The 21,398-nt window shown below is 66.1% G+C and carries 24 protein-coding genes, 1 other RNA gene and 1 pseudogene; 8 read left to right on the top strand and 18 right to left on the bottom strand.

All coding sequences use genetic code 11. The annotated features are described in order from the left end of the window. Positions 1-13: 13 nt before the first annotated feature. The 8 genes from tilS to ybgC all read right to left on the bottom strand — a co-directional run bounded on the left by tilS (position 14) and on the right by ybgC (position 7,904). A complete protein-coding gene (gene tilS / locus NS365_RS23605; protein ID WP_193753438.1) occupies positions 14-1,372 on the bottom strand; it encodes a tRNA lysidine(34) synthetase TilS in 1,359 nt (452 codons plus the stop codon). A gap of 74 nt (positions 1,373-1,446) precedes the next feature. Next, complete coding sequence (gene ybgF / locus NS365_RS13565; RefSeq protein ID WP_058600807.1) at positions 1,447-2,451, bottom strand: tol-pal system protein YbgF; 1,005 nt, start codon at positions 2,449-2,451, stop codon at positions 1,447-1,449. A 194-nt stretch (positions 2,452-2,645) separates the two neighbouring features. Beyond that, entirely contained in the window at positions 2,646-3,209 is a 564-nt protein-coding gene (gene pal, locus NS365_RS13570) for a peptidoglycan-associated lipoprotein Pal (RefSeq protein WP_058600808.1), read from the bottom strand. 88 nt (positions 3,210-3,297) lie between these two features. After that, entirely contained in the window at positions 3,298-4,632 is a 1,335-nt protein-coding gene (tolB, locus tag NS365_RS13575) for a Tol-Pal system beta propeller repeat protein TolB (RefSeq protein WP_193752856.1), read from the bottom strand. Positions 4,633-4,746: 114 nt separating this feature from the next. Then, positions 4,747-5,919 carry a hypothetical protein gene (locus NS365_RS13580; RefSeq protein ID WP_058600809.1) on the bottom strand — a complete coding sequence of 391 codons (1,173 nt, stop codon included), beginning with the start codon at positions 5,917-5,919 and terminating at the stop codon, positions 4,747-4,749. Positions 5,920-5,925: 6 nt separating this feature from the next. Further along, positions 5,926-6,414 (bottom strand): protein TolR, encoded by a 489-nt coding sequence (gene tolR / locus NS365_RS13585; RefSeq protein WP_058600810.1) that lies wholly within the window; start codon positions 6,412-6,414, stop codon positions 5,926-5,928. 44 nt (positions 6,415-6,458) lie between these two features. Then, complete coding sequence (tolQ, locus tag NS365_RS13590) at positions 6,459-7,178, bottom strand: protein TolQ (protein ID WP_058600811.1); 720 nt, start codon at positions 7,176-7,178, stop codon at positions 6,459-6,461. Between the two features lie 270 nt (positions 7,179-7,448). Beyond that, positions 7,449-7,904: a tol-pal system-associated acyl-CoA thioesterase gene (gene ybgC, locus NS365_RS13595; RefSeq protein ID WP_058600950.1), complete on the bottom strand. Its 456-nt coding sequence runs from the start codon at positions 7,902-7,904 to the stop codon at positions 7,449-7,451. Between the two features lie 140 nt (positions 7,905-8,044). Between ybgC and NS365_RS13600 the strand changes: the two are divergent. Then, a pseudogene (locus tag NS365_RS13600) lies at positions 8,045-10,246 on the top strand (esterase-like activity of phytase family protein). Positions 10,247-10,306: 60 nt separating this feature from the next. Here NS365_RS13600 and NS365_RS13605 read toward each other — a convergent pair. Then, positions 10,307-11,110, bottom strand: a complete 804-nt coding sequence (locus tag NS365_RS13605; protein WP_058600812.1) for an MBL fold metallo-hydrolase — start codon at positions 11,108-11,110, stop codon at positions 10,307-10,309. Between the two features lie 167 nt (positions 11,111-11,277). Here NS365_RS13605 and NS365_RS13610 point away from each other — a divergent pair, with 167 nt between their 5' ends. Next, complete coding sequence (locus NS365_RS13610; protein ID WP_058600813.1) at positions 11,278-12,027, top strand: YebC/PmpR family DNA-binding transcriptional regulator; 750 nt, start codon at positions 11,278-11,280, stop codon at positions 12,025-12,027. 62 nt (positions 12,028-12,089) lie between these two features. Here the strand turns inward: NS365_RS13610 and NS365_RS13615 are convergent, their stop codons facing one another. After that, positions 12,090-13,187, bottom strand: coding sequence for a serine hydrolase domain-containing protein (locus NS365_RS13615; protein ID WP_153003769.1), 1,098 nt, complete (start codon positions 13,185-13,187; stop codon positions 12,090-12,092). 141 nt (positions 13,188-13,328) lie between these two features. On the opposite strand from NS365_RS13615, the gene ruvC reads away from it, so the two are divergent. From ruvC to ruvB, 5 genes are all read left to right on the top strand, one after another. Next, the gene (gene ruvC, locus NS365_RS13620) at positions 13,329-13,847 is read left to right on the top strand and encodes a crossover junction endodeoxyribonuclease RuvC (protein WP_058600815.1); all 519 of its coding nucleotides are present in this window, start codon (positions 13,329-13,331) and stop codon (positions 13,845-13,847) included. 68 nt (positions 13,848-13,915) lie between these two features. Beyond that, positions 13,916-14,185, top strand: coding sequence for an AbrB/MazE/SpoVT family DNA-binding domain-containing protein (locus tag NS365_RS13625; RefSeq protein ID WP_058600816.1), 270 nt, complete (start codon positions 13,916-13,918; stop codon positions 14,183-14,185). After that, the gene (locus NS365_RS13630; protein WP_058600817.1) at positions 14,163-14,588 is read left to right on the top strand and encodes a type II toxin-antitoxin system VapC family toxin; all 426 of its coding nucleotides are present in this window, start codon (positions 14,163-14,165) and stop codon (positions 14,586-14,588) included. Before NS365_RS13625 ends, NS365_RS13630 begins: the two co-directional genes overlap by 23 nt. Continuing rightward, a complete protein-coding gene (ruvA, locus tag NS365_RS13635; protein WP_058600818.1) occupies positions 14,585-15,205 on the top strand; it encodes a Holliday junction branch migration protein RuvA in 621 nt (206 codons plus the stop codon). The genes NS365_RS13630 and ruvA overlap by 4 nt, the downstream gene beginning before the upstream one ends. A gap of 137 nt (positions 15,206-15,342) precedes the next feature. After that, complete coding sequence (ruvB, locus tag NS365_RS13640; RefSeq protein WP_058600819.1) at positions 15,343-16,386, top strand: Holliday junction branch migration DNA helicase RuvB; 1,044 nt, start codon at positions 15,343-15,345, stop codon at positions 16,384-16,386. Between the two features lie 116 nt (positions 16,387-16,502). Here the strand turns inward: ruvB and NS365_RS13645 are convergent, their stop codons facing one another. From NS365_RS13645 to NS365_RS13655, 3 genes are all read right to left on the bottom strand, one after another. Next, a complete protein-coding gene (locus NS365_RS13645; protein ID WP_153003770.1) occupies positions 16,503-16,733 on the bottom strand; it encodes a hypothetical protein in 231 nt (76 codons plus the stop codon). A 111-nt stretch (positions 16,734-16,844) separates the two neighbouring features. Beyond that, positions 16,845-17,666: a TIGR00282 family metallophosphoesterase gene (locus NS365_RS13650; protein WP_058600821.1), complete on the bottom strand. Its 822-nt coding sequence runs from the start codon at positions 17,664-17,666 to the stop codon at positions 16,845-16,847. Then, positions 17,663-18,310 (bottom strand): glutathione S-transferase N-terminal domain-containing protein, encoded by a 648-nt coding sequence (locus NS365_RS13655; protein ID WP_058600822.1) that lies wholly within the window; start codon positions 18,308-18,310, stop codon positions 17,663-17,665. Before NS365_RS13655 ends, NS365_RS13650 begins: the two co-directional genes overlap by 4 nt. Before the next feature lie 133 nt (positions 18,311-18,443). Between NS365_RS13655 and NS365_RS13660 the strand changes: the two genes are divergently transcribed. Next, the gene (locus NS365_RS13660; protein WP_058600823.1) at positions 18,444-18,998 is read left to right on the top strand and encodes a CAP domain-containing protein; all 555 of its coding nucleotides are present in this window, start codon (positions 18,444-18,446) and stop codon (positions 18,996-18,998) included. On the opposite strand, the gene NS365_RS13665 is transcribed toward NS365_RS13660, so the two are convergent. From NS365_RS13665 to NS365_RS13680, 5 genes are all read right to left on the bottom strand, one after another. Next, positions 18,952-19,530 carry a 5-formyltetrahydrofolate cyclo-ligase gene (locus NS365_RS13665; RefSeq protein ID WP_058600824.1) on the bottom strand — a complete coding sequence of 193 codons (579 nt, stop codon included), beginning with the start codon at positions 19,528-19,530 and terminating at the stop codon, positions 18,952-18,954. The two genes, NS365_RS13660 and NS365_RS13665, sit on opposite strands and share 47 nt — an antisense overlap. Positions 19,531-19,639: 109 nt before the next feature. Next, positions 19,640-19,798: non-coding RNA, 6S RNA (gene ssrS / locus NS365_RS23610), on the bottom strand. Positions 19,799-19,843: 45 nt separating this feature from the next. Further along, a complete protein-coding gene (gene bluB, locus NS365_RS13670) occupies positions 19,844-20,473 on the bottom strand; it encodes a 5,6-dimethylbenzimidazole synthase (RefSeq protein ID WP_058600825.1) in 630 nt (209 codons plus the stop codon). 2 nt (positions 20,474-20,475) lie between these two features. Continuing rightward, positions 20,476-20,841, bottom strand: a complete 366-nt coding sequence (locus NS365_RS13675; protein WP_058600826.1) for a cell division protein ZapA — start codon at positions 20,839-20,841, stop codon at positions 20,476-20,478. A 47-nt stretch (positions 20,842-20,888) separates the two neighbouring features. Beyond that, positions 20,889-21,170, bottom strand: coding sequence for a DUF4164 domain-containing protein (locus NS365_RS13680; RefSeq protein WP_058600827.1), 282 nt, complete (start codon positions 21,168-21,170; stop codon positions 20,889-20,891). Between the last annotated feature and the right edge of the window lie 228 nt (positions 21,171-21,398).

Raw genomic sequence — 21,398 nt, forward strand, 5'->3', positions numbered from 1 at the left:
GGGCAACCATGCGTCATACAACGTCGGCGGCTTTGACTTGCCTGCGAATGTAGGTGGACGCCACCCCCTTGCCAACAGGTTCACCGCGATTTGCGGCATTTTGGAGCCCACAGGTTAATGTGAGGCCAGCAGGAAGAACCAAATCGGCCGCAAGGCGCCACGCAACCCGACACGAAAGCGAGAGCGCGGGAGGTTGAGGCGCGGTCTTGAAGCGCAAAAGCGGATGGGCGGCTAGGATCTCGCCGGACGCCCCGAGCGCTACGGGCAGCGTGCGGTGGGCGAGTGGCCCCCTCCCCCATCGCCCATAGGGAGCCAGGGTACTCCAATCGCTCGACCCCGTCTGACGGGGAACGTCGAAGCGTCCGTCGAAGCAAGCCGAAGCCTGCCTGTCGTCCCAATCGAGCGTCGGGGGACCCGCACGACCATATTCGCGCGCAAGCCGCAACAGGCCGCTTTGCCAACGCAGGAGGCAGCCGCCCAATGTCGCGGCTCCTTGCTCATTTGAATGAATCTGCTGAGCCAGAGCGTCGATGCTGAGGCGCGTGGGAGGAACCGAGGCGCCAGCCACAGCTGTTACGGCGCGGGACAGAAGAGCGGGATCGATTGCGCCATCGTCCAGAAACAACGAGATGTCGCCGGATGGCGAGACATCGAGCCGCCCTTCGGTCGCAAACTTCGCCAGAATCGAGGTGATGCGATCGTCCTCGTCCTGTCGCTGCACACGTGCGGCCTGGATGGTCTGCTCCGCCAGCGCGTCCTCGGCAGCAGTCAGCCCCTGCAGTCGCAACCGCGCGCGAGCAAAACGCGGATTGCGGTTGGATGGATCATCCGCCGCTCGCACGCCCGCCTCAGCCACGAAAGCTTCCAGCGCCCGCTTGCGCCAGCCGAGCAGTGGCCGAACGAGAACGAGACCGGGTTCCAGATCGCGCCAGACTCGCATTCCCGCGAGTGCGGCGCCGGATGCTCCGCGCTGAACGGCGAGCCGATGGGTTTCGATCTGGTCGTCATGGTGATGGGCTGTTGCGAGCAGCCCCGCACGGAGGCGGCGCGCTTCATCGGCCAGAAGGCGGTAGCGCGCCTCACGGGCGGCGCCCGAAACATTCCCCTCGATCTGCCCGGCATGGTGCCAGACGAGAATGCGATGAGGAACGCCCAGCGCGCCGCATAGACGCGCGACCTCCTGGGCCTCCGCCGCGCTGCCGCGCCTCAAAGCATGATCGACGGTCGCGACATGGAGCGGACGGGCGAGGCGCCCCGACGATCGCAACTGCGCGGCAGCCAGAAGCAGAGCCAGCGAGTCCGGCCCGCCGGAGACACCCAAGAGCAGCGCCCCCTCCCCCCGCCCGGCCGGCAGGGCCCCAAGGGTGCGCAAGATATCCTCGCGAAGAGCCGAGCCCGGATCGCCGCCACGCTCTGCATCGCCCGGCAAGGCGAGACTCAGGGATATCAGCTACAGCGCGCCGTTTTTTCCTCGGCCTGAAGCTTGCGTTTCACGTTGGCGCTCATCGTGGGATAGCGCTTGCCGATCTCGGCATAGGTGATGCAGGCCGTCTCGCGATTGTCGAGATGCACCAGCGACATGCCGAGCTTCAGCATCATCTCCGGCGCCTTGGGTGCCTGGGGATGCGCCTTCTGCGCGTTCAGGAAGACCTCCGCCGCCTCGCGATACTTCGCTTGTGCGTAGAGACTCTCGCCCAGCCAATATTGCGCATCGGCCGCGTCGCCCGAATTCGGGTAGGTCTGCGTGTATTGACGGAAGGTCTGCTCGGCGAGCGCGTAATCGCCCGACAGCATGTGATTGTATCCGAGCCCATAGAGCTCGCCCGGCCCGTTCGCCTTGATCGAGGCGGTTTTGACATTGGGCTGCGGCGCGGCAGCAGGCGCGGCAGCGGGTTTGGCGCTCTCGTTGCCGAAGCCCTCCCCGATCAACGCGCCGATCTCGTCGCCCCCTTGCGCGCTGGCCGGAGCGGCGCTGGCAGACGGCGTGGGCCGCGCGGCCCCCTCATTCATCGTGGAGGGCGTGGCCGAAGCCACGCGCGAGGACGCCTCGCTCGCCGGTGCGCCGGCTGCGGGAAGCGCGGGCTGCGCTTCGGAGCGCCGCTGCGGCGTGGTCTGCGAGGCGCCGCCGGACTTGCCGCCCTTTTCCAGATCCTGGAAGCGGAACTCGTTGTCTTCCTGCGTCTTGCGCAGCTGTTCCTGCAATTGCAGAACCAGGAAGGACAGCTCTTCCACCTTGCCGGTCAGCCGGCGCATTTCCTCTTCCATCTGGCTGATGCGCACGCTGGAATCGCCCATCTGCGCCATCAGCACGGGCGGCGCGGTCTCGCGCGGCTGGCTTTGCACTTGCCGGCCGCCGAGGCCGAACGGCAGGTCGAGCGCATGAGCCGGGCCGGCCAGAGCCCCGGCCGCAACCGTCATTGCGAGAAAGCGCGTGAGAAGCTTGCCAGCCATCCGAGAATCCCTTCCGGGCGCCGAAGGTGGGCCGCGATCCCGGCCGGATGCGTCTTCGGCGCCGTGTCGATGTCCACTTGTTTACGGGGTGTGAACGCGTCCAAAATTTGTCCGCTTCTATCATGCCGCCGGGTTCGGGAACGCAAAACGGCCCCGGAGGGCCGTTTCGACTGGAGGATTGTTGCCGAAATGCTTCAGGAGCCGCTGCCCGAGAGCACGGTGACCGCGCGGCGGTTCTGCGACCAGCAAGAGATGTCGTCGCAAACGGCGACCGGACGTTCCTTGCCGTAGGAGATCGTGCGCATCCGGTTGGACGACACGCCCTGCGAGGCCAGGAAGTCGCGCGTGGCGGCGGCGCGGCGCGCGCCGAGCGCCAGATTGTATTCGCGCGTGCCGCGCTCGTCGGCATGGCCTTCGACGACGATCTGATAGCGCGGATACTGGTTGAGCCACTGGGCCTGGCGGCTCAGCGTCTGCTGCGCGTCGGCGCGGATCGAGGTCGAGTCCGTATCGAAGAAGATGCGGTCGCCGACATTGACGGTGAAGTCCTGGCTCGTGCCGGGAGCGGCCGAGCCGCGGCCATTGGCGCCGTTCGCGCCATAGCCACCGGCTCCGCCGGCACCACCCGCGCCGCCGAGGCCGAGGCCGGCCGCGTTGTCGGGAAGGGCGTTGTTCTTCTTGGCGCAGGCCGAGAGCGCCAGCGCAGCGACCAGCGCGAGGGCGATTCGACCATGGACCCCAGTAGCGATGCGGCGCATGGCCGTCTCCTTCGGTCAGTGGATAAGGATAGGGTCATTTACCATTTTCAGGGTTAACGACCGGTCAACAGAACGTTGATTGTTAAGTCTATTCGAGCGCCGGCGACCAAGCGGGGTCGGACGCGAAATTGGGTGTCGCGACACGCTGCTCGTTGCGCCCGGTCAGGTCGATCGAGAAGAGTTGCGGACCGCCGCCCTGATCCCGGAAGAACATGATCACGCGCCCGTTCGGCGCCCAGGTCGGGCCTTCGGCATGGAAGGACGAGGTCAGAATGCGCTCGCCCGAGCCGTCCGGCTTCATGACGCCGATCTGGAACTGGCCGCCCGACTGCTTGGTGAAGGCGATGAGATCGCCGCGCGGGCTCCAGACGGGCGTGTTGTAGCTGCCCTGTCCGAAGGAAATGCGCTGCTGGCCCGAGCCGTCGGCGTTCATCGTGTAGATCTGCGGCCGGCCGCCCCGGTCCGATTCGAAGACGATCTTCGAGCTGTCCGGCGAATAGGACGGCGAGGTGTCGATCGCGTTGGTGGAGGTCAGGCGCGTGGTCGCGCGCGAGCGCAGATCCATGGCGTAGAGATTGGCGTTGCCCTCCTGCTGAAGGCTCATCACCACCTTCTGGCCATCGGGCGAGAAGCGCGGCGCGAAGGTCATGCCGGGGAAATTGCCCACGACCTCGCGCTGTCCGGTTTCCAGCTGAAGGAGATAGACGCGCGGCTCCCCCTTGCCGAAGCTCATATAGGTGATTTCCTGCCGGTTGGGCGAGAAACGTGGGGTGAGCACGAGGTCGCCGCCTTCGGTGAGATAGCGCACATTCGCGCCGTCCTGGTCCATGATGGCAAGGCGCTTGCGGCGCTTGTCCTTGGAACCGGTCTCGTCCACGAAGACGATGCGCGTGTCGAAATAGCCCTTCTCGCCCGTCAGACGCTCATAGATCGCGTCGGCGATGATATGGGCGATGCGGCGCCAATTGTCGGGGCTGGCATAGAACTGCTGCCCGTCGAGCTGCGTGCCGGCATAGGTGTCCCACAGGCGGAATTCGACGCGCAGACGCCCGTCCGCTTCCGGCGTAACGCGGCCCGAAACGAGGGCCTGCGCGTTGATCACCGTCCAGTCCTGGAAGCGGGGCGTGGCATCCGGCGACAGGTCCTTCTGGATGAAGGCGGTCGGATTGATCGGCGCAAAGAGGCCGGAGCGCTTCAGGTCGGCGGCGACGACTTCCATGAGCTTGGCGCCCAGGCCATCGCGCGACTGGAAGGCCGGCAGCGCGATCGGCAACGGCTGCACATTGCCCTGATTGACGTTGATCTCGACCTTCGCATGAGCGGGCAAGGACGCGCCAAGACAGGCTGCGGTGGCGGCGAGCGCGAGGCCGAGGGTCCGCAGGCTGCGGCGAAGGGTCGAAGAGGTCGTGCTGGGGCGAGTCATGGGATGGAACCTTCCCGTTCGGTCATCGGGCCTGTGTCGCGCTGTCAGGCGCACCCGTTGTCTCGGAAGCGATGGACGAGAGGACGGCCGAAACCGTCCCGAGGGATTGGAGGCTTAGAACATCTGGCTCGGGTCGAAATTGACGGTGACTTCGGACCAGGTCTCGTATTTGTCGGCCGGCAGGTTGTAGGGTGCGCAGCGGCGAACCGCGCGAACCGCCGCCTCGGCCGCCGCGCGCTGGGCCGGGGACGAACCGCTGCCGGATTCGATCTGCGGCATGCCCTGCACCGCGCCGGACGGATCGAGCTGCATCGAGATCTTCACCTGGAAGGACCCGGCGTCGGAATTGCCGGCGGGCGGATTCCAGCATTTGGAAATCTGCCCGCGCAGGGCGTCCATCTCGCTTTGAGACAGAGTGCCGCCCGTCTGCGTCTTGCCACCGAGCGAAGCGTGCTGGGTCGACCGCTTGGCACCGCCGCCAGTCGTTTCCTGCGTGTTCTTGAGAGCGGCCAGAACCGCGTCCTCAAGAGGATCGTTCTGCGAGTTGCTCTTGCCCGGCTTCTTCGCTTCCTTGACCTTCTCCTTGGAGGTCTCGGCGGACTTCGCCTTCTCGGTCGCCTTCGCCTTTTCCGGCGGCTTTTCCTTCACCGGCTCGGGCTTGGGCTCAGGCTTCGTCTCGGCGACCTTCACAGGCTCCGGCGGCTTGGGCTTCACCTGCGGCGCGGGCACGTTCTTAGGGGGCGCGGGCGGCTTTTCGGCCTCAGCCTTGGCGATCTCGGCGGCCAGCGGGTCGATCTCGGGCGTCGTGTCCTCCTCGGCCGAATCCTCTTCCGGCTCGGGCGGCTTGGGCTCGGGCGGCGGCGGGGTCGGCTCGGGCACGCGAGCGGGCGCGGGCTTCGGCTCGGGCTTGGGTTCCGGCTTCGGCTCAGGCTTGGGCTCGGGCGGCTGGGCGGCCGGCGGGGGCGGCGGCGCGTCGTCCACCTTGGTCTTCTGCGTTTCGCGCGGCGCGGCTTTCGGCGCAGGCGGCGTCGGGAGATCGACTTCGTTGTCGCCGACATTCTGGGCCGGCATGGGGAGCTTTTCGGGCGTCTTGGTCGGCTGGGGCGCCGGCTTGTCGGTCTGCGGCGCCTTTTCGTCGCCGATCATCGACTGGCTGACCTCAGTCACCAGTTCCACGGGCACGGCTTCGCTGCCCATGTCCAGCTTTTCGGGCGCGCCCAACGACCAGAGCCCCCATGTGAGCACGAGGGCATGGACCGCAACGGAGGTGGAAAGCGACGACTTCATGATGCGTCAGCTCTTCGCCCCTGGCTTCGGCGCGCCTGCGTGAGAGGCCGCCTTTTCCTGGGATGTGACAAGTCCGATATTCTTGAAGCCGGCGGCCGAGATTCGGGCCATGACCTGCATGACCGTGCCGTAACTCGCCTCGCCATCGGCGCGCAGGAAGATGCGCTCGTCATAGCCCGCTTCCGCGATGGCCTTGAGCTGCTCCACCACCGCATCCGCCTGGACCGGGGTTTCCTGAAGATAGATTTCGCCGCCGCGCTGCACCGAGATGGTGATGGGCTGCTTGTCGGCGCTGAGCGCCTTGGCGGCCGTCTTCGGCAGTTCCAGCGGCACGCCGACGGTCATCAGCGGCGCGGCCACCATGAAGATGATGAGCAGAACCAGCATGACATCCACCATGGGCGTCATGTTGATTTCGGCCATCGGCTGCCGGCGCTTGCCGCGGCGGCGTCGTGATCCTCCGCCCGATGATGCGGCGCCCGTCGACATGCCCATAGTGTCTGATCCCCTCGTCTATTCTGGCCAAAGGCGCGGCGCGATCAGCGGCCGGCGCTCGCCTTCTCGTCGATCTGACGCGACAGGATGGAGGAAAATTCGTCCGCGAAGGCTTCGAGCCGCATGCCGAGCTTGCCCGCGTCCGCCGAAAGCTTGTTGTAGGCAATGACGGCCGGGATCGCGGCGACGAGGCCGATGGCGGTGGCGAGCAGCGCTTCGGCGATACCGGGTGCGACGACGGCCAGACTCGTCTGCTCTGAGGCGGCGATGCCCTGGAAGGCCGTCATGATGCCGACCACCGTGCCGAACAGGCCGATGAAGGGCGAGGCCGAGCCGACGGTGGCCAGGAAGCCCAGGCGCGATTCCAGCTCGTCCATCTCGCGCGCCATGGTCACGTCCATGGCCTTCTCGATGCGGGTCTGAAGGCCGATGGGCGAACGGGCGCCCTTCTCGAAGCTCTTTTTCCATTCGCGCATGGCGGCGACGAACAGCGCGCCCATGCCCGACGTCTTGCGGTCGGACAGGGTGTGATACAGCTCTTCCAGCGACTGGCCGCTCCAGAAGGTGCTTTCGAACGTGTTGAGCTGGCGGCGGAAGCGGCCGAACCGCGCCCATTTGTCGAAGATGATGGCCCAGGACCAGACCGACGCCGACAAGAGACCCAGCATCACGAACTTCACGACGAAGCCGGCCTGCCAGAAAAGTCCCATCAGAGACATGTCGCTGCCATGGGCGGCGAGCGCAGTCTGTGCGACGTCGTTCATTCCTCTGTCCCTCGAATTCGTGGGGCCGGCGATCGTCCGCGCAGCGGCGCCCTTTCGCACCCGCACGGTGCCGGCCTGACGGGCAGCGGCCCCGACGCGCCATTCCCCAAGGGCTCTTTCGCCGGGGATTCCGGTAAAAGAATGGCGCGACAAGGGTTTCGCCGCGATCCCATGAAGCACCGTTAGGGTTAACAATTCGTTTCGCAGGCGTGAGGAATAGCAGATTTCCCCTCGCGCTTCCGAATTTTCTACCGCAGTGCGGCGTGGATATCAGGCCTCGCCCGTGCTTGGCGCCGGCGTCAAGCGCTCGGCCACCGCCGGCGGCATCCGGCGCGGCTTACCGTCGGGCGAGATCACGGCGACCTTCACCCGCGCCTCGATCAGAAGCTCCTCGCCTTTCAGGATGCGCTGGTCGAGAACCACGCGAGCGCCGCCCATAAGCGCCGTGCGGGTCTCGACGGTCAACACATCGTCGATCCGCGCCGGGCGCAGGAACTCGATCTCCATGCGCCGGACGGCAAAGGCCATGGGCTCGCCGAAAGCCCCGTCCATCAGCTCGCGATGGCCGATGCCGTGCAGGCGAAGATAGTCCGTGCGCCCGCGCTCCAGAAAATGCAGGTAGCGGGCGTGGTACACGACGCCGGAAAAATCCGTGTCCTCGAAATAGACCCGCACATCGAGGCGGTGGCCGAATTCGGTGAGCCGGCCTGCAAGTTGTTCGTTCATGCCGGCCTCATAGCGATCTTGTGATCGGGATGCCAGCGCGGCGGCCATCTGTCATCGCGCCGTCATGGACATGTCACCCCGCCGTCATGCCCGGATGCTTGACCGCGCGGGACGTCAGACCATCGGAACCGGAGTGTCCCATGCCGACCCGTCTTGCCATCTCGTTGGCGCTTCTCGCCTCGACGGCGCTGCCCGCTCTCGCCGAGCCCGTCTTCAACCGCGTCGCCGCCTTTCCGGTCGCCGCCAACCTGCCGAAGGAAACGGCGGGCGAGCTCCCGACATCGGCCGAGATCGTCACCGCCTCCGAAGACGGCATGACCCTCGTCTATTCCGACAGCCCGCATGGCGGCATCGGCTTCATCGACATCACGGACGCCCATGCGCCCAAACCCGCCGGCTATCTCAAGCTCGACGGCGAGCCGACCTCGGTGGCGGTCGCGCGCGGCAACGTTCTGGTGGCGCTCAACACCTCGGAGAGCAAGGCCAATCCGAGCGGGCGTCTCGTCGCGGTCGATCTGGCCGGCCATGCGATCGGCGCGGCTTGCGATCTCGGCGGCCAGCCCGACAGCGTCGCCGTGTCGCCCGACCGCAGCTTCGCGGCCGTCGCGATCGAGAACGAGCGGGACGAGAAGCTCAATGACGGCACCCTGCCCCAGATGCCGGCCGGATACCTCGCACTCGTGCCGCTGAAGGACGGCACGCCGGACTGCGCCAACCTGCGGCGCGTCGACATGACGGGCCTGGCCGCCATCGCGCCCGAAGACCCCGAGCCCGAATTCGTCGACATCAACGACCAGAACGAAGTCGTCGTCTCGCTTCAGGAAAACAACCACATCGTCATCGTGGACGGGGCGAGCGGCAAGATCAAAGGCCATTTCCCGGCCGGCAGCGTGGCGCTGGAAGGCGTCGATGCCGAGAAGGACGGCAAGCTCGACTTCACGGGCAAGATCGAGGCGCGCCCGCGCGAGCCCGACGCCGTGAAATGGCTGAAGGACGGGCGGATTGCCGCCGCCGACGAGGGCGACTGGAAGGGCGGCACGCGCGGCTTCACCATCTTCAACCATGACGGCAGCGTGTCCTACGAGTCGGGCGCGACGCTGGAGCGCGAGGTCGCGCGCATGGGCCACTTCCCCGAAAAGCGCGCCGACAAGAAGGGCATCGAGCCCGAAGGTCTCGCCAAGGGCACGTTCGGCGGGCAGGACTATCTCTTCGTTCTGGCCGAGCGCGGTTCGGTGGTCGCCGTCTATCGCGACACCGGCGCCGCGCCGGAACTGATGCAGATCCTGCCGTCCGGCATCTCGCCCGAAGGCGCGGTGACGATCCCCTCCCGCAACCTTCTCGTCACCGCCAACGAGGCCGATCTCGGCAAGGACGGCGGCGCGCGCTCGCATGTCATGATCTACGAGCGGGCAGAAGGCGAGAAGGCCTATCCGACCATCGTCTCGATCGACGACAAGGCCGGCAACCCGATCGGCTTCGGCGCGCTTTCGGCGCTCGCCGCGATCGAGGGCAAGCCGAACCAGTTCTGGTCGGTCAGCGATAGCGTCTACGGCAAGATGCCGCGCATCTACACGATCGACGCCGCGACCAAGCCCGCGCGCATCGTCTCGGCCCTGAACGTGACGCGGGACGGCAAGCCCGCCGCCAAGCTCGACCTGGAAAGCCTGACGCCGGACGGCAAGGGCGGCTTCTGGCTCGGCAGCGAAGGCAACCCGGAAAAGGAGGTGCCGCACCTTCTTCTCCACGTGGACGGCAAGGGCGCCATCCTCGAAGAGATCGCCTTCCCGGAAAAGCTTCTGGAGTCGCAGACGCGCTTCGGCGCGGAGGGTGTGGCGCTCGCCAACGGCAAGGTCTGAGTCGCCATCCAGCGCCCCTGGAAGGACGATCCCAAGAACGAGACCAAGCTTCTTGCCTATGACCCGGCGACCAAGGAGTGGGGCGCGGTGCTCTATCCCCTCGACAAGCCGGCCGATGGCGCCTGGAACGGCCTGTCGGAGATGACCGTCCACGGCGACCATGCCTATTTCATCGAGCGCGACAACCAGATCGGCGACAAGGCCAAGCTCAAGGCCGTGACGCGCGTTCCCCTGTCGGAACTGAAGCCCGCCCCGCTCGGCGACAAGCTGCCCGTCGTGAGCAAGGAGACCGTGCGCGATCTCGTGCCCATCCTCGCCGAGGCGACCCATGGCTATGTCGTGGACAAGGTCGAGGGTCTGGCCATCGACGCCCAAGGCGAGATGACCATCGTCACCGACAATGACGGCGTGGACGAGTCCTCGGGCGAGACGCTGTTTCTCAAGATCGGCAATGTCAACGACAAGGCCGCCTCGCTCAAGAAGTGAGGTCGAGGCCCGCGAGGCAAAGGGGCCGGCAGATCACCCGCCGGCCTTTTCGTGGGGCGCTCAAACGCCGCTGAGCAAGATCACGGTCGGCGCCTTCGGCAGGGTGCGGGCGGAAAGCGTCAGCGAATCCTCGGCCCGCCGATCCACGACGAAATCCGGGATCTGCTCCAGAAAGCGCTCGATCGGCGTCCGGAAGCGGTGCATCGGCAGCACGACAGACGAATGGAGCCGCGCGGCGATCTCTCCCATGCCCTTCTGACTCATGGTCCAGGACCCGTCCACCGGCACCATCAACACGTCGAGCCGGCCGATCGCGGCATAATCGTCTTCGGTCAGCTGATGGTGGAGATGTCCGAGATGGCCGATGCACAGGCCCGCCACCTCGAAGATGAAGATGGAATTGCCGTCCGCCTCGAACGTGCCGAAGCGGTTGATGTCGGTCGGCACGTTGCGGATCAGGACATCCCCCACCGTGACATTGTGCTGGGCCGGCCCGCCGGCCGGGTTCCAGCCGCGCAGCACGGTCGCGATGCCGGGGTCGGGAAACTCGGTGTAGTGGGTCGAATGCGCCTTGTTCATCGTCACGACGTCGGGCACGCGGCCCTCGCCGGCAAAGCCGGCATAGTCGGTGGCGACGCGTATCCCCTCCCCGCTCTCGATCAGATAGGTCGCGTGGTGGACATAGGTGATGCGCACCTCGCCCCGCTCGCGCGCGGCCAGGCGATAAGGCGCGTCCAAGGAGGCGTAACGGACACCGGCGCGCTTGGCGATGGCAAGGCAGGTGCTCGGCGTCTCCTCCCGGTCTTGAGCCATCGCGCCCGAAGGCAGCCAGAGAAGGGGCAGAGCCAGAAGAAGCCGTCGCATCGCGTCACCTTTCGGACGGAGGCATTTGCTTCTGCGAGCTTATCGCTTGGGATATCCCGGCCAAGTCATATTCCCGCGAGCGGGCCTCTTGCCGAAGCTGGACGATGGCGGCTCGAAAACCTATAGAACCTTCATTCATCTGAAATCTTGACGAGACAGGTGCCCCGATGGCCGGTCATTCCCAATTCAAGAACATCATGCATCGCAAGGGCCGGCAGGACGCCGTGCGCTCCAAGATGTTCTCCAAGCTGGCGCGCGAAATCACGGTGGCGGCCAAGAGCGGCACGCCCGATCCCGACATGAACCCGCGTCTTCGCCTGGCGATCAACAACGCCAAGGCGCAGTCCATGCCCAAGGACAATATCCAGCGCGCCATCTCCAAGGGCTCGGGCGCCGACACCGAGAACTATGACGAGGTCCGCTACGAGGGCTATGGCCCGGGCGGCGTCGCCGTCATCGTCGAAGCGCTGACCGACAACCGCAACCGCACCGCCTCCAATGTGCGCTCCTACTTCACCAAGTCGGGCGGTGCGCTCGGCGAAACCAATTCGGTCTCCTTCCTGTGGGATCGCATCGGCGAGATCGTCTATCCCGCCAAGGTCGGCGATGCCGACAAGGTGATGGAAGCGGCGATCGAAGCGGGCGCGGACGATGTTCAGTCCGACGAGGACGGCCACCGCATCCTCACCGCCTTCGCCGATCTCGGCGACGTGTCGGCCGCTCTCGAAAAGACGCTGGGCGAAGCCGAGAGCGTCAAGATCATCTGGCGTCCGCAGACCGGCGTGCCGGTGGACGAGGAAAAGGCGCAGAGCGTCCTGCGCCTCATCAACAATCTCGAAGACGATGACGACGTGCAGAACGTCTACGCCAATTTCGAAGTGGACGAGGAGGTCATGGCGAAGCTCTCCGCCGCCTGACGTCTTCCGCATGCGAGTTCAAAGGCCGCGCCGGCTCCACGCCGCGCGGCCTTTTTCGTGGCTCAGCTTTTGGGCGGCGTCGGCGTGAGCCGCGCTTGTGCCGCAGGCACGATCGTCTCCGACACGAGCCGATGAAGATCGGCCACATAGCCCGAGCGCGCCGAGGGCTGGCCTTCGTCCGAGGTGATGGCGACGGTCAATTGAAGGTCGGGGATGACATAGATCATCTGCCCGCCATAGCCCCAGCCATAGAAGCCGTCATGACCGGCGAAACGGTCGATGAACCAGCCATAGCCATAGCGCCCGTCATGGAAACGCGAGGTGGTGCGCGGCGTCCAGCTCTGCTCGATCCACGCCTCCGACAGGACTCGCTCGCCGGACACGTTCACCCCGCCGCGCCGGTAGAGTTCGCCGAAGGCCAGAAGCGAGCGCGGCGTCATGGCCATCTGGTTGCCGCCGAGATAGATGCCTTGCGGATCGCGCTCCCAATCGCTCACCCGCACGCCCGCCGGCCCCAGCCAGTCGCGCGACAATTGAAGCGTCGAGCGGCCGGTGGCCTTGGTCAGGATCGCCGAGAGAAGATGGGTGGAGCCGGTGGAATAAAGCATCGGCCCGCCGGGATCGGTGACGAAGGGTCGGCGCAGCGCGTCGCGAACCCAGTTGCGCGAGGCAATCCAGGCGCCGTAATTCCCGCCCGAAGTGCGCTCCAGCCCGGCCTGCATCGACAGGAGATGGCCGACCGTGATCTGGTTCAGGCGCGGATCGGGATCGGCGGGAAAGTCGGCCCGCAGAAAATCCGCGATCGGCTGGTCCGTCCCTTTGATCGCGCCCTTGTCGATGGCGATGCCGACGAGTGCGGCGACGACGGATTTCGACGCCGATTTGATGTTGGTCGCCCGGTCGGTCCGGTTGCCACGAAAACCCTGATCGACCAGGGTCTCGCCGCCCTGCGCGATCAGCAGCGTTTCGAGCGGCTCGAGCGCCTCGGCCCGTATCCGCACCGCTTCGAAGCTCGGGGCGGACGGGTCCGGCGGCACAGCGCCTCGCGCATCGGCAGGTACGGCCGAAGGCTCGGAGCCCGGCGGCCTCTCCTGCGCAAGGGCGGGTGAGGAAAGAAGCCCGCCAGAGAGAGCGAGCGCCAAAGCGATTTTCGAGATCATGTTCGTCAGATGGAGACGGGTGGACCTGCCCAACAGGGCGCGTCACCGCAACTTGATCCCGGAGCCGTTCCGCTTCGTTTTCGATCCGTTCACTCTTTGTCTTTAAATCCAGAATCCGTTAAGCAAGGCGGAGACAGGATCATGCTGCAGGAGCGGACCATCAGGATCATCGGAATCGATCCCGGCCTTCGCCGCACCGGCTGGGGCGTGGTGGAAACGGTGGGCAACTCGCTGCGCTTCGTGGCGAGCGGCACGGTCACGTCGGACGCCAAGATGGACCTCGCTTCCCGCCTGCGGCAGCTCTACGATGGGCTCTCGGCCGTGATCCATCATCACCTGCCGGACGAGGCGGCGGTGGAGCAGACCTTCGTCAACAAGGATGCGGTCGCGACCCTGAAGCTCGGTCAGGCACGCGGCATCGCCCTGCTCGTTCCCGCGCTCGCCGGCCTGCCTGTCGCCGAATATGCGCCGAATGCCGTGAAGAAGGCCGTGATCGGCGTCGGCCATGGTGAAAAGGCGCAGATTCATATGATGGTGAAGGTGCTGATGCCTCGCGCTACGTTCGACGGCGACGACGCCGCCGACGCGCTCGCCATCGCCATCTGCCACACCCATCATCGCCAGTCGGCGCAAGCGCGCGCGGCCTTCGCGGGCCTGTGATGTTCTTGACTTGTTCACTCCGCCATTATAGGTAATACCTCAAGGTATTACTCGACGGAGAGTCGATCATGCGCGTGACGGAAAAGGGGCAAGTGACGATCCCCAAGCCGATCCGGGACAAGCTCAGCATCGGTCCTGGGAGCGAAGTCGCTTTCGTGGATCGCGGTGACTTCGTCGAGCTTGTGCGAGGTGAAGCTGTTCACGACTCGCAAGGCCGTCGGGAAGAAATCAGCAAGGCGATAGCCGCCATGCGTGGATCGCGCGATTTCGATGGGCTGACGACGGATGAGTACATGGACACAATCCGGGGACCGCGTGACGATCTCGACCCTCGTTGATTCCAACATCCTGATCGACATTCTCAATCCGCGCTCCCGGCCGGAGCATCAGGACTGGTCGGCCACGTATCTGCACGACGCGGCGCTGCGCGGCCCTCTCTACATGAGTGCCGTTGCTTGGGCGGAAATCTCGCAGCCATATCAGGACGAACAGATGCTCGTGACCATTCTGCGTCCCTTCGGCTTCGTCTATGAGCCCTTCCCGTTCGAAGCCGCCTATCCCGCAGGGCAGGCTCAAACGCTTTACCGCCGACGCGGCGGACGACGCGACCGCACCCTGCCCGACTTCCTGATCGGCGCTCATGCCCAAACCGCCGGTCATCGCCTCCTGACGCGCGATGCCAGCCGCTACCGCGCCTATTTTCCCGACCTCACCATCATCTGCCCGGAGACGCATCCTTGATCGGCAAGCTCAAAGGCACCGTGGACGAAGCGGATGAGGAAAGCGTGACGGTGGACGTGCACGGTGTCGGTTATGTGGCGTTTTGCGGCGCGCGCACGCTGGCGCAACTGCCTGGGCGCGGCGAGGCGGCCGAACTCTTCATTGAAACCTATGTGCGCGAGGACATGATCCGCCTCTATGGTTTCGCCACCAAGGCCGAACGCGAATGGTTCCGCCTGCTCCAGAGCGTGCAGGGTGTCGGCGCCAAGGTGGCGCTGGCGGTCGTCGGCACGCTGACGCCGGGCGACCTCGCCAATGCCGTCGCCTTGCAGGACCGCGCGACCGTCTCGCGCGCGCCGGGCGTCGGGCCGAAGGTCGCCGCGCGCATCGTCGCCGAACTCAAGGACAAGGTGCCGGCCTTTTCGGGCGCGGCGGGTGAGGAGTCGCTCGGCCTCAAGCGCGAGATCGGCGAGGGTGTCGCGCCCGCCCCCGTGGCGGATGCGGTGTCGGCGCTGGTCAATCTCGGCTATTCGCGCGAGCAGGCGGCGAGCGCCATCGCGACGGCCCTCAGGGAAGCCGGCGAGGGCGCAGCCTCCACCTCCCTGATCCGGCTCGGCCTGAAGGCGCTCAGCCGCTAGGGCGCCGGTTGACCGGAGCGATCCGGGGCCTTTGATTTTACCGCATGATCCGATGGCGGGGTCCTACCGCCCGCCCGGACATGCCCTCATCGCAAGCCCGCCCTACCCTTCAGGCCGAGGCGGAACGGACCCGACCCATGAGCGACAACCGCCTGATCACTCCCGAAAAGCGCGGCGAAGACGTCGATAGCACGCTGCGGCCGCAGCGGCTGGACGATTTCGTCGGGCAGGCGGCGGCGCGCGCCAACCTGAAGATCTTCATCGAAGCGGCCAAGACGCGCGGCGAGGCGCTCGATCACGTGCTCTTCGTCGGCCCGCCGGGCCTGGGCAAGACGACGCTGGCGCAGATCATGGCCAAGGAACTCGGCGTCAATTTTCGCTCAACCTCCGGCCCGGTCATCGCCAAGGCGGGCGACCTCGCCGCGCTTCTGACCAATCTCGAAGAGCGAGACGTTCTCTTCATCGACGAGATTCACCGGCTGAGTCCGGCCGTGGAAGAAATCCTTTATCCCGCCATGGAGGATTTCCAGCTCGATCTCATTATCGGTGAAGGGCCGGCGGCACGCTCGGTGAAGATCGATCTGTCGAAATTCACGCTGGTGGCGGCGACGACGCGTCTCGGCCTTCTGACCACGCCCTTACGCGATCGCTTCGGCATTCCCGTCCGCCTGAACTTCTACACGGTGGACGAGCTCGAACATATCGTGAAGCGCGGCGCGCGGCTGATGAGCCTTCCCATGAGCGAGGACGGCGCGCGGGAGATCGCGCGGCGCGCGCGCGGAACGCCCCGCATCGCCGGCCGTCTGCTGCGCCGCGTGCGCGATTTCGCAACCATGGCCGGCGCCGAGATCGTGGACCGGCGCACCGCCGACGAGGCGCTCACGCGGCTGGACGTGGATTCGCTCGGGCTCGACCAGCTCGACCGGCGCTATCTCGACCTGATCGCCCTGAATTTCGGCGGCGGCCCGGTCGGCATCGAGACCATCGCTGCTGCCCTGTCGGAACCGCGCGACGCGATCGAGGACATCGTGGAGCCCTATCTTCTTCAACAGGGCTTCATCCAGCGCACCCCGCGCGGACGCCTCCTGACCCAGCACGCTTTCCGGCATCTCGGGCTGGCGGTCCCGGCGACCTATCAGGGCGTGCAGTCGAGTCTGTTCGAAAGCGGCGACGAAGACTGAGACGGGCAAGGCGTCAACGCGGAGCCGGGTTCGCTCGACGGGACGCGGAGGCCAGTGCCCGAGAAACAGCGGCGGATTCGTACAGCCCAGCAGGGCAGTTTGAGGTCGCCTGCCCGTCACCCTTCGGTTTCGCGGGCGTTGGGATCATCGTCCCGCTCTTCGCGGTCCCGCTCGAACAAAGCCGCTCCCGGCTCGCGGTCCACATCGTCATCGAGTTGCACGACGGCGGACGGGCGGAGCTTGGCGCCGGGATGGAGATGCAGATGCAGCGCGCCGGGGGTCGAGGTCGCGAACCCGACCCCAGCCAGCAACAGACCCACGACATGATGACGACGTTTGAATGGCATAGACCCCCGGCCACAAAACGTACGGGCGCTGCCGCGCCTCTGTCCCGCATTGCACAAGACACGGCGTTCGGGGCGCCAATAGGGCGCTCCCGCCCAAGGGCTGCCGCTTGGCTACCAGAAGCTGGGGACGACCTCTTCGAGCCTCGGCCCGATCCGCACGGCCGAAACCTTTTCGGCAAGCCCCGTGCGGTCGGAAATCTCCACCGCGAGGCCGCAGATCGTCGCCGGGCCGCTCGCCGCCTCGAAGCGCCCGCGCGGAATGCGCGTCAGAAAGCGGTTCAGCGGCTCTTCCTTTTCCATGCCGAGCGACGAATCATAGTCACCGCACATGCCGGCATCCGATTGATAGGCCGTGCCGTTGACGAGGATCTGGTGATCGCCCGTCGGGACATGCGTATGCGTGCCCACCACGACCGACACGCGCCCGTCGAGATAATGGCCCATGGCGAGCTTTTCGCTCGTCGCCTCGGCGTGCATGTCGATGATGATGGCGTCGGCTTGCTCGCCGAGCGGACAGGCCGAGACGATCTCGCCCGCCGCGCGGAACGGGTCGTCCAGTTCGGGGTGCATGAAGGCGCGGCCCATGAGATTGGCGACGAGCACGCGAGCGCCGTTGCGCGCCTCATAAAAGCCCGAGCCCTTGCCGGGTGTGCCGGGCGGATAATTGGCCGGGCGCAGGAAACGGTCCTGCCGCGCGGCGAAGACCAGGGCCTCGCGCTGGTCGAAGACATGGTTGCCGGTCGTCATGACATCGGCGCCCGCGCTGATCGTGTCCTCGAAAATATCTTCCGTGACGCCGAAGCCGCCGGCTGCATTCTCGCCGTTCACGACCGTGAAATCGAGCTTCCAGTCGGCGATCAGCCCCGGAAGCTTTTCGAAAACCGCCATGCGGCCGGTGCGGCCAACCATGTCACCCAGAAACAGAAATCTCATGCGTTGGACGCCCTTTCGGCGGCAGCGAGCTTGGCATCCTGCAATCGGGCGAGAGCCGCCTTCACGGCCGGCCGCGCACCGACGCGCTCGACCCAAGCGGCGAGCGCGGGAAAGCGCGAAGCGGCGTCGAGGTCGCGCAGGCCCGAGCGGGCCCAGCTCCAGTTCATCATGTCGGCGATGGAATAGTCTCCGGCGAGATAGTCGGCCTGCGACAATCTCGCATCGAGAACACCCAGCAGCCGCTCGCTTTCGCGCTCGAAGCGGCGGATCGCGAAATCGCTGCGCTCCTCGGCATTCTTGAAATAATGGATCTGCCCGATCATCGGGCCTGTGCCGCCGGCCTGAAAGAAGGTCCAGGCGAAGGCTTCCGATCGTGCGGGGCCGGACGCGGCCAAAAATCGGCCGGTCTTTTCGGCAAGATGCACGAGGATCGCGCCGGACTCGAAGACCCGGTGCCCCTCTCCCGCCTCGCGATCCACGATGGCGGGAATGCGCCCGTTCGGATTGATCGCAAGAAAGCCGGATTCTTTTTGTTGTCCGGTCGAAATATCGACGAGGCGCAGGTCGTAGTCGAGCCCGCACTCCTCCAGCATGATCGCAGGCTTTTCGCCGTTCGGCGTGGTCCAGGTGTACAGCTCGATCATGAGCACGCTCCGATTTCCCGATACTCGATCAGCTAGCGCAGGATCGGGCAAAGGGGGAATGATTTTTGACGAAAACCATCCCGGCGGATTCATCACCGGGGCGACGCCCCTTCGGGCATGAAAGAGAATTTGCGTGACGACCCGTTTCTCCCTGCCTGTGATCGCCGTGCTCCTGAGCGGCCTCGCCCTTTCGGGCTGCGTCACCGCCAAGCCGGTGGACACCAGCCAGACGCAGCCGGCCGCCATCGGGCGCGACCAAGCGCTGGCCCTCGTCAATGATTTCCGCGCCAAGAACGGCGTGAAGCCGCTGCGCATCAACGAGAAGCTGATGCAAGCCGCCGCCTGGCAGACGGCCGCCATGGCCGAGCGCAACAAGATGGACCATCAGGTGGCCGGCGCGCTGCCGGGGCGCGTCGCGCGCTTCGGCTACCAATGGAGCACGGTGGCCGAGAATATCGGGCGCAACTATGCCGATTACGGCGCGGCCATGGTCGGCTGGATCAACTCGCCCGGCCACCGTAAGAACCTCCTCAACCCCAACGTCACCGAAATCGGCTTCGCGGGCGGACGTCTGCGCGAGGGCGGCCCGGCCTATTGGACGCAGATCTTCGGCGCGCCGAAGCCTGACGCGCCCCGGCTGGTCAGCCAGAAGCCGATGCGCTGGGGTCCAGAACTCCGCTTTCCCTGACGATCCGATCCAGGAACCGATCCCCCGCCGTCATCGGCACGGCGGGCACTTCCTGCACGTCGAAGGCGAGGCCCCAAGTCTCCACGGGGGCAAGGCGCGCGATGGCGCGGTCGTAGAAGCCCTTGCCATAGCCGATGCGCCCGCCGCGCCGGTCGAAGGCGAGCAAGGGCACGAGAAGAAGGGTGGGGTTGAGGTCCGGCGCGTCCTCGCCCGGCCCGTGCGTGCCGAAGCCCTGCGGCACGAGCGGCGCGCCGCGCACGAGTTCGCGGAACACGAGATCACCTGCCACGATACAGGGCAGCGCCAGACGCGCGCCACGATCCTGCAACCGAGCCATGAGCGGGCGGGCGTCGATCTCGGAGCCGATGGGCAGAAAGCCGCCGATGACCGTTCCCGGCTCGAAATGCAGGGCCGCATCGGCGTGATCGGCGATCGCGAGCGAGGCCTCGATGCGTGCGCTAGCGGGCATCGCATCGCGCAGCGCCATCATGCGCCGGCGCAGAAGGCGCTTGTCGATCATGCCGTCGCTCATTCCTGCCTCCCTTTTGATAGGCCAGAAGGCTTTAGCAGCCTTCCGATGAGCGGGCCAAGAGCGCGCGCGTCTCGGGCATGAGACAGAAGCGGAGGAGAAAGGGAGGAAGTGGCGAGCCGCCTCGGCCGATGAGAAAGTCGATCCCGGGAACCTACAAAGTAGGTGGGCGCCGTGTGCCGCAGTCCACGGACCGCAGCAGGGACAGCTCCCTAAGGGATGAGTAAGGCCCCGGGGAATAAGTTATCCCTGTCGAACCGCACAGCCCGCCGAGACCGAATATAGGCCGCCGCCGGCGCGAGCGCCAGAGGCGCGATCACCGATAAAGAAGCTTTTCCGGCAGACGCCGCCGGGTCTCCCAGCCCGCGCGCTGAAGCTCGGGGGTGTCGCTTTCCAGCATGGGAAATCCCAGGCAGAAATAACCGATGAAGCGCCAGGATTCCGGCACGTCCAGAACATCGCGCAGGGTCGCGGGATCGAGGATCGACACCCAGCCGAGGCCCAGTCCCTCGGCGCGCGCGGCCAGCCAGAGCGTATGGACGGCCAGCGCCGCGCTATAGGTGGCTGTCTCCGGCATACTCCGCCGGCCGAGCCCGTGGCCCTGTTCGGGATCGCCTTCGGCAAAGACGGCGAACTGCACGGGCGCCGCTTCCATGCCCTCGAGCTTCAGCCGGGCATAGAGCGCCGCGCGCTCGGCCGTTTGGGCGCAGGCGGCTTGCGTATTGCAGCGCTGGAAGTCGGCGCGGATCGCGGCGCGCCTGGTGGGATCGGCCACCACCACGAAACGCCAGGGCTCGCTGAGACCGACGGAGGGTGCGAGCGTCGCGATTTCGAGAAGGCGCTCCAGCGTGCCATCCGGCAAGGCATCGGGGCGGAAATGCCGGACATCGCGCCGCCACTGGAACAGTCGCAGAAGCTCGGCCCGGAAGCCGGCGTCGAAATTCATGGTCAGCGCCCGGTCTCCAGCCGCTCGGCGATACGCTCCACGATCTCGCTGACCCCCAGGAGATGCTCCACCAGCCGCTGGTCCCCCGTGGCGGCAGCCCGCAGGGCCGCCTGCTCTTCGGCCACATGGAGGCGCGCCACTTCGGCTTCCAGTTCGGCCACGCGCCGGCGCTGCTCGGACAGTTCGTCATTGACCATGATCGCGGCCATGACCGACAGGCGCAGCTCGCCGATCTCGCCGAACGAGCCGCGCAACTCGTTGATGCGCGCGTCGATATCGGCGGCCAGCGAGGTCAGATGCGCTTCCTCGCCCTCGGCACAGGCCATCCGGTAGGTCTTGCCATCGATGGTAACGACGATCTGGGGCATGTCTGTCCTTGGGTGGGCGCGAGGGTCGGAAGGAGACGGCGGCCGCGCTATCCCCGGCGCTGGGCCAGAACGTCGCGAATGGTCTCCATGGCGGCGACGAGACGGCGCGAGACTTCGCGATTGGCCGCATCGAGACGCGAGGCGCGCGTCAGCGCCGTGTCCAGCTCGCCGGCGAGGCGCGAGCGGTCGGCGGTCATGCGCTGCACCTCCTCCTCGGCGGAAATCACGACATGGTCGCGCGACAGACGGCGATCCACCGCGCGCTCCAAACGTTCCAGAGACGCTTGCAGGCGATTCGTGGCGTCGGTCAGCGGCCCCGCGTCCGGCATGAAAACCCCTTTTCCCGTCGTGCTTCCAACCTCTTGCACGCTCGGCTTCATTCACAGAAGCCAAGCTGCCGAACCGCTTTAACGGGAACGCAAGGGCGTGAAAAGCTTTTCCACCGCCGGAGCTTCGCGTTGCGCCAATTGACATGCGCGAAGAACCTATGATGAGTGCGCGCGAACGCGCCGTGCCGCTTCGGCAGGGCGCATCGGGAGGACGTTAAATCCATGCCT

This window comes from Aureimonas ureilytica (genome assembly GCF_001475935.1).
GTDB lineage: Bacteria > Pseudomonadota > Alphaproteobacteria > Rhizobiales > Rhizobiaceae > Aureimonas > Aureimonas ureilytica_A.

Excerpts from the sequence above, each read along its gene's own strand:
- NS365_RS13615 (WP_153003769.1), bottom strand. The coding sequence starts at position 13,187 with ATGATCTCGAAAATCGCTTTGGCGCTCGCTCTCTCTGGCGGGCTTCTT.
- NS365_RS13605 (WP_058600812.1), bottom strand. The coding sequence starts at position 11,110 with ATGCGACGGCTTCTTCTGGCTCTGCCCCTTCTCTGGCTGCCTTCGGGC.
- ruvB (WP_058600819.1), top strand. The coding sequence starts at position 15,343 with ATGAGCGACAACCGCCTGATCACTCCCGAAAAGCGCGGCGAAGACGTC.
- NS365_RS13580 (WP_058600809.1), bottom strand. The coding sequence starts at position 5,919 with ATGAAGTCGTCGCTTTCCACCTCCGTTGCGGTCCATGCCCTCGTGCTC.
- NS365_RS13680 (WP_058600827.1), bottom strand. The coding sequence starts at position 21,170 with ATGCCGGACGCGGGGCCGCTGACCGACGCCACGAATCGCCTGCAAGCG.
- NS365_RS13655 (WP_058600822.1), bottom strand. The coding sequence starts at position 18,310 with ATGATCGAGCTGTACACCTGGACCACGCCGAACGGCGAAAAGCCTGCG.
- NS365_RS13665 (WP_058600824.1), bottom strand. The coding sequence starts at position 19,530 with ATGAGCGACGGCATGATCGACAAGCGCCTTCTGCGCCGGCGCATGATG.
- pal (WP_058600808.1), bottom strand. The coding sequence starts at position 3,209 with ATGCGCCGCATCGCTACTGGGGTCCATGGTCGAATCGCCCTCGCGCTG.
- NS365_RS13675 (WP_058600826.1), bottom strand. The coding sequence starts at position 20,841 with ATGCCCCAGATCGTCGTTACCATCGATGGCAAGACCTACCGGATGGCC.
- NS365_RS13610 (WP_058600813.1), top strand. The coding sequence starts at position 11,278 with ATGGCCGGTCATTCCCAATTCAAGAACATCATGCATCGCAAGGGCCGG.
- tolB (WP_193752856.1), bottom strand. The coding sequence starts at position 4,632 with ATGACTCGCCCCAGCACGACCTCTTCGACCCTTCGCCGCAGCCTGCGG.
- ruvC (WP_058600815.1), top strand. The coding sequence starts at position 13,329 with ATGCTGCAGGAGCGGACCATCAGGATCATCGGAATCGATCCCGGCCTT.
- tolR (WP_058600810.1), bottom strand. The coding sequence starts at position 6,414 with ATGGGCATGTCGACGGGCGCCGCATCATCGGGCGGAGGATCACGACGC.
- NS365_RS13645 (WP_153003770.1), bottom strand. The coding sequence starts at position 16,733 with ATGCCATTCAAACGTCGTCATCATGTCGTGGGTCTGTTGCTGGCTGGG.
- ybgC (WP_058600950.1), bottom strand. The coding sequence starts at position 7,904 with ATGAACGAACAACTTGCAGGCCGGCTCACCGAATTCGGCCACCGCCTC.
- tolQ (WP_058600811.1), bottom strand. The coding sequence starts at position 7,178 with ATGAACGACGTCGCACAGACTGCGCTCGCCGCCCATGGCAGCGACATG.
- ybgF (WP_058600807.1), bottom strand. The coding sequence starts at position 2,451 with ATGGCTGGCAAGCTTCTCACGCGCTTTCTCGCAATGACGGTTGCGGCC.
- bluB (WP_058600825.1), bottom strand. The coding sequence starts at position 20,473 with ATGAATTTCGACGCCGGCTTCCGGGCCGAGCTTCTGCGACTGTTCCAG.
- NS365_RS13650 (WP_058600821.1), bottom strand. The coding sequence starts at position 17,666 with ATGAGATTTCTGTTTCTGGGTGACATGGTTGGCCGCACCGGCCGCATG.
- NS365_RS13625 (WP_058600816.1), top strand. The coding sequence starts at position 13,916 with ATGCGCGTGACGGAAAAGGGGCAAGTGACGATCCCCAAGCCGATCCGG.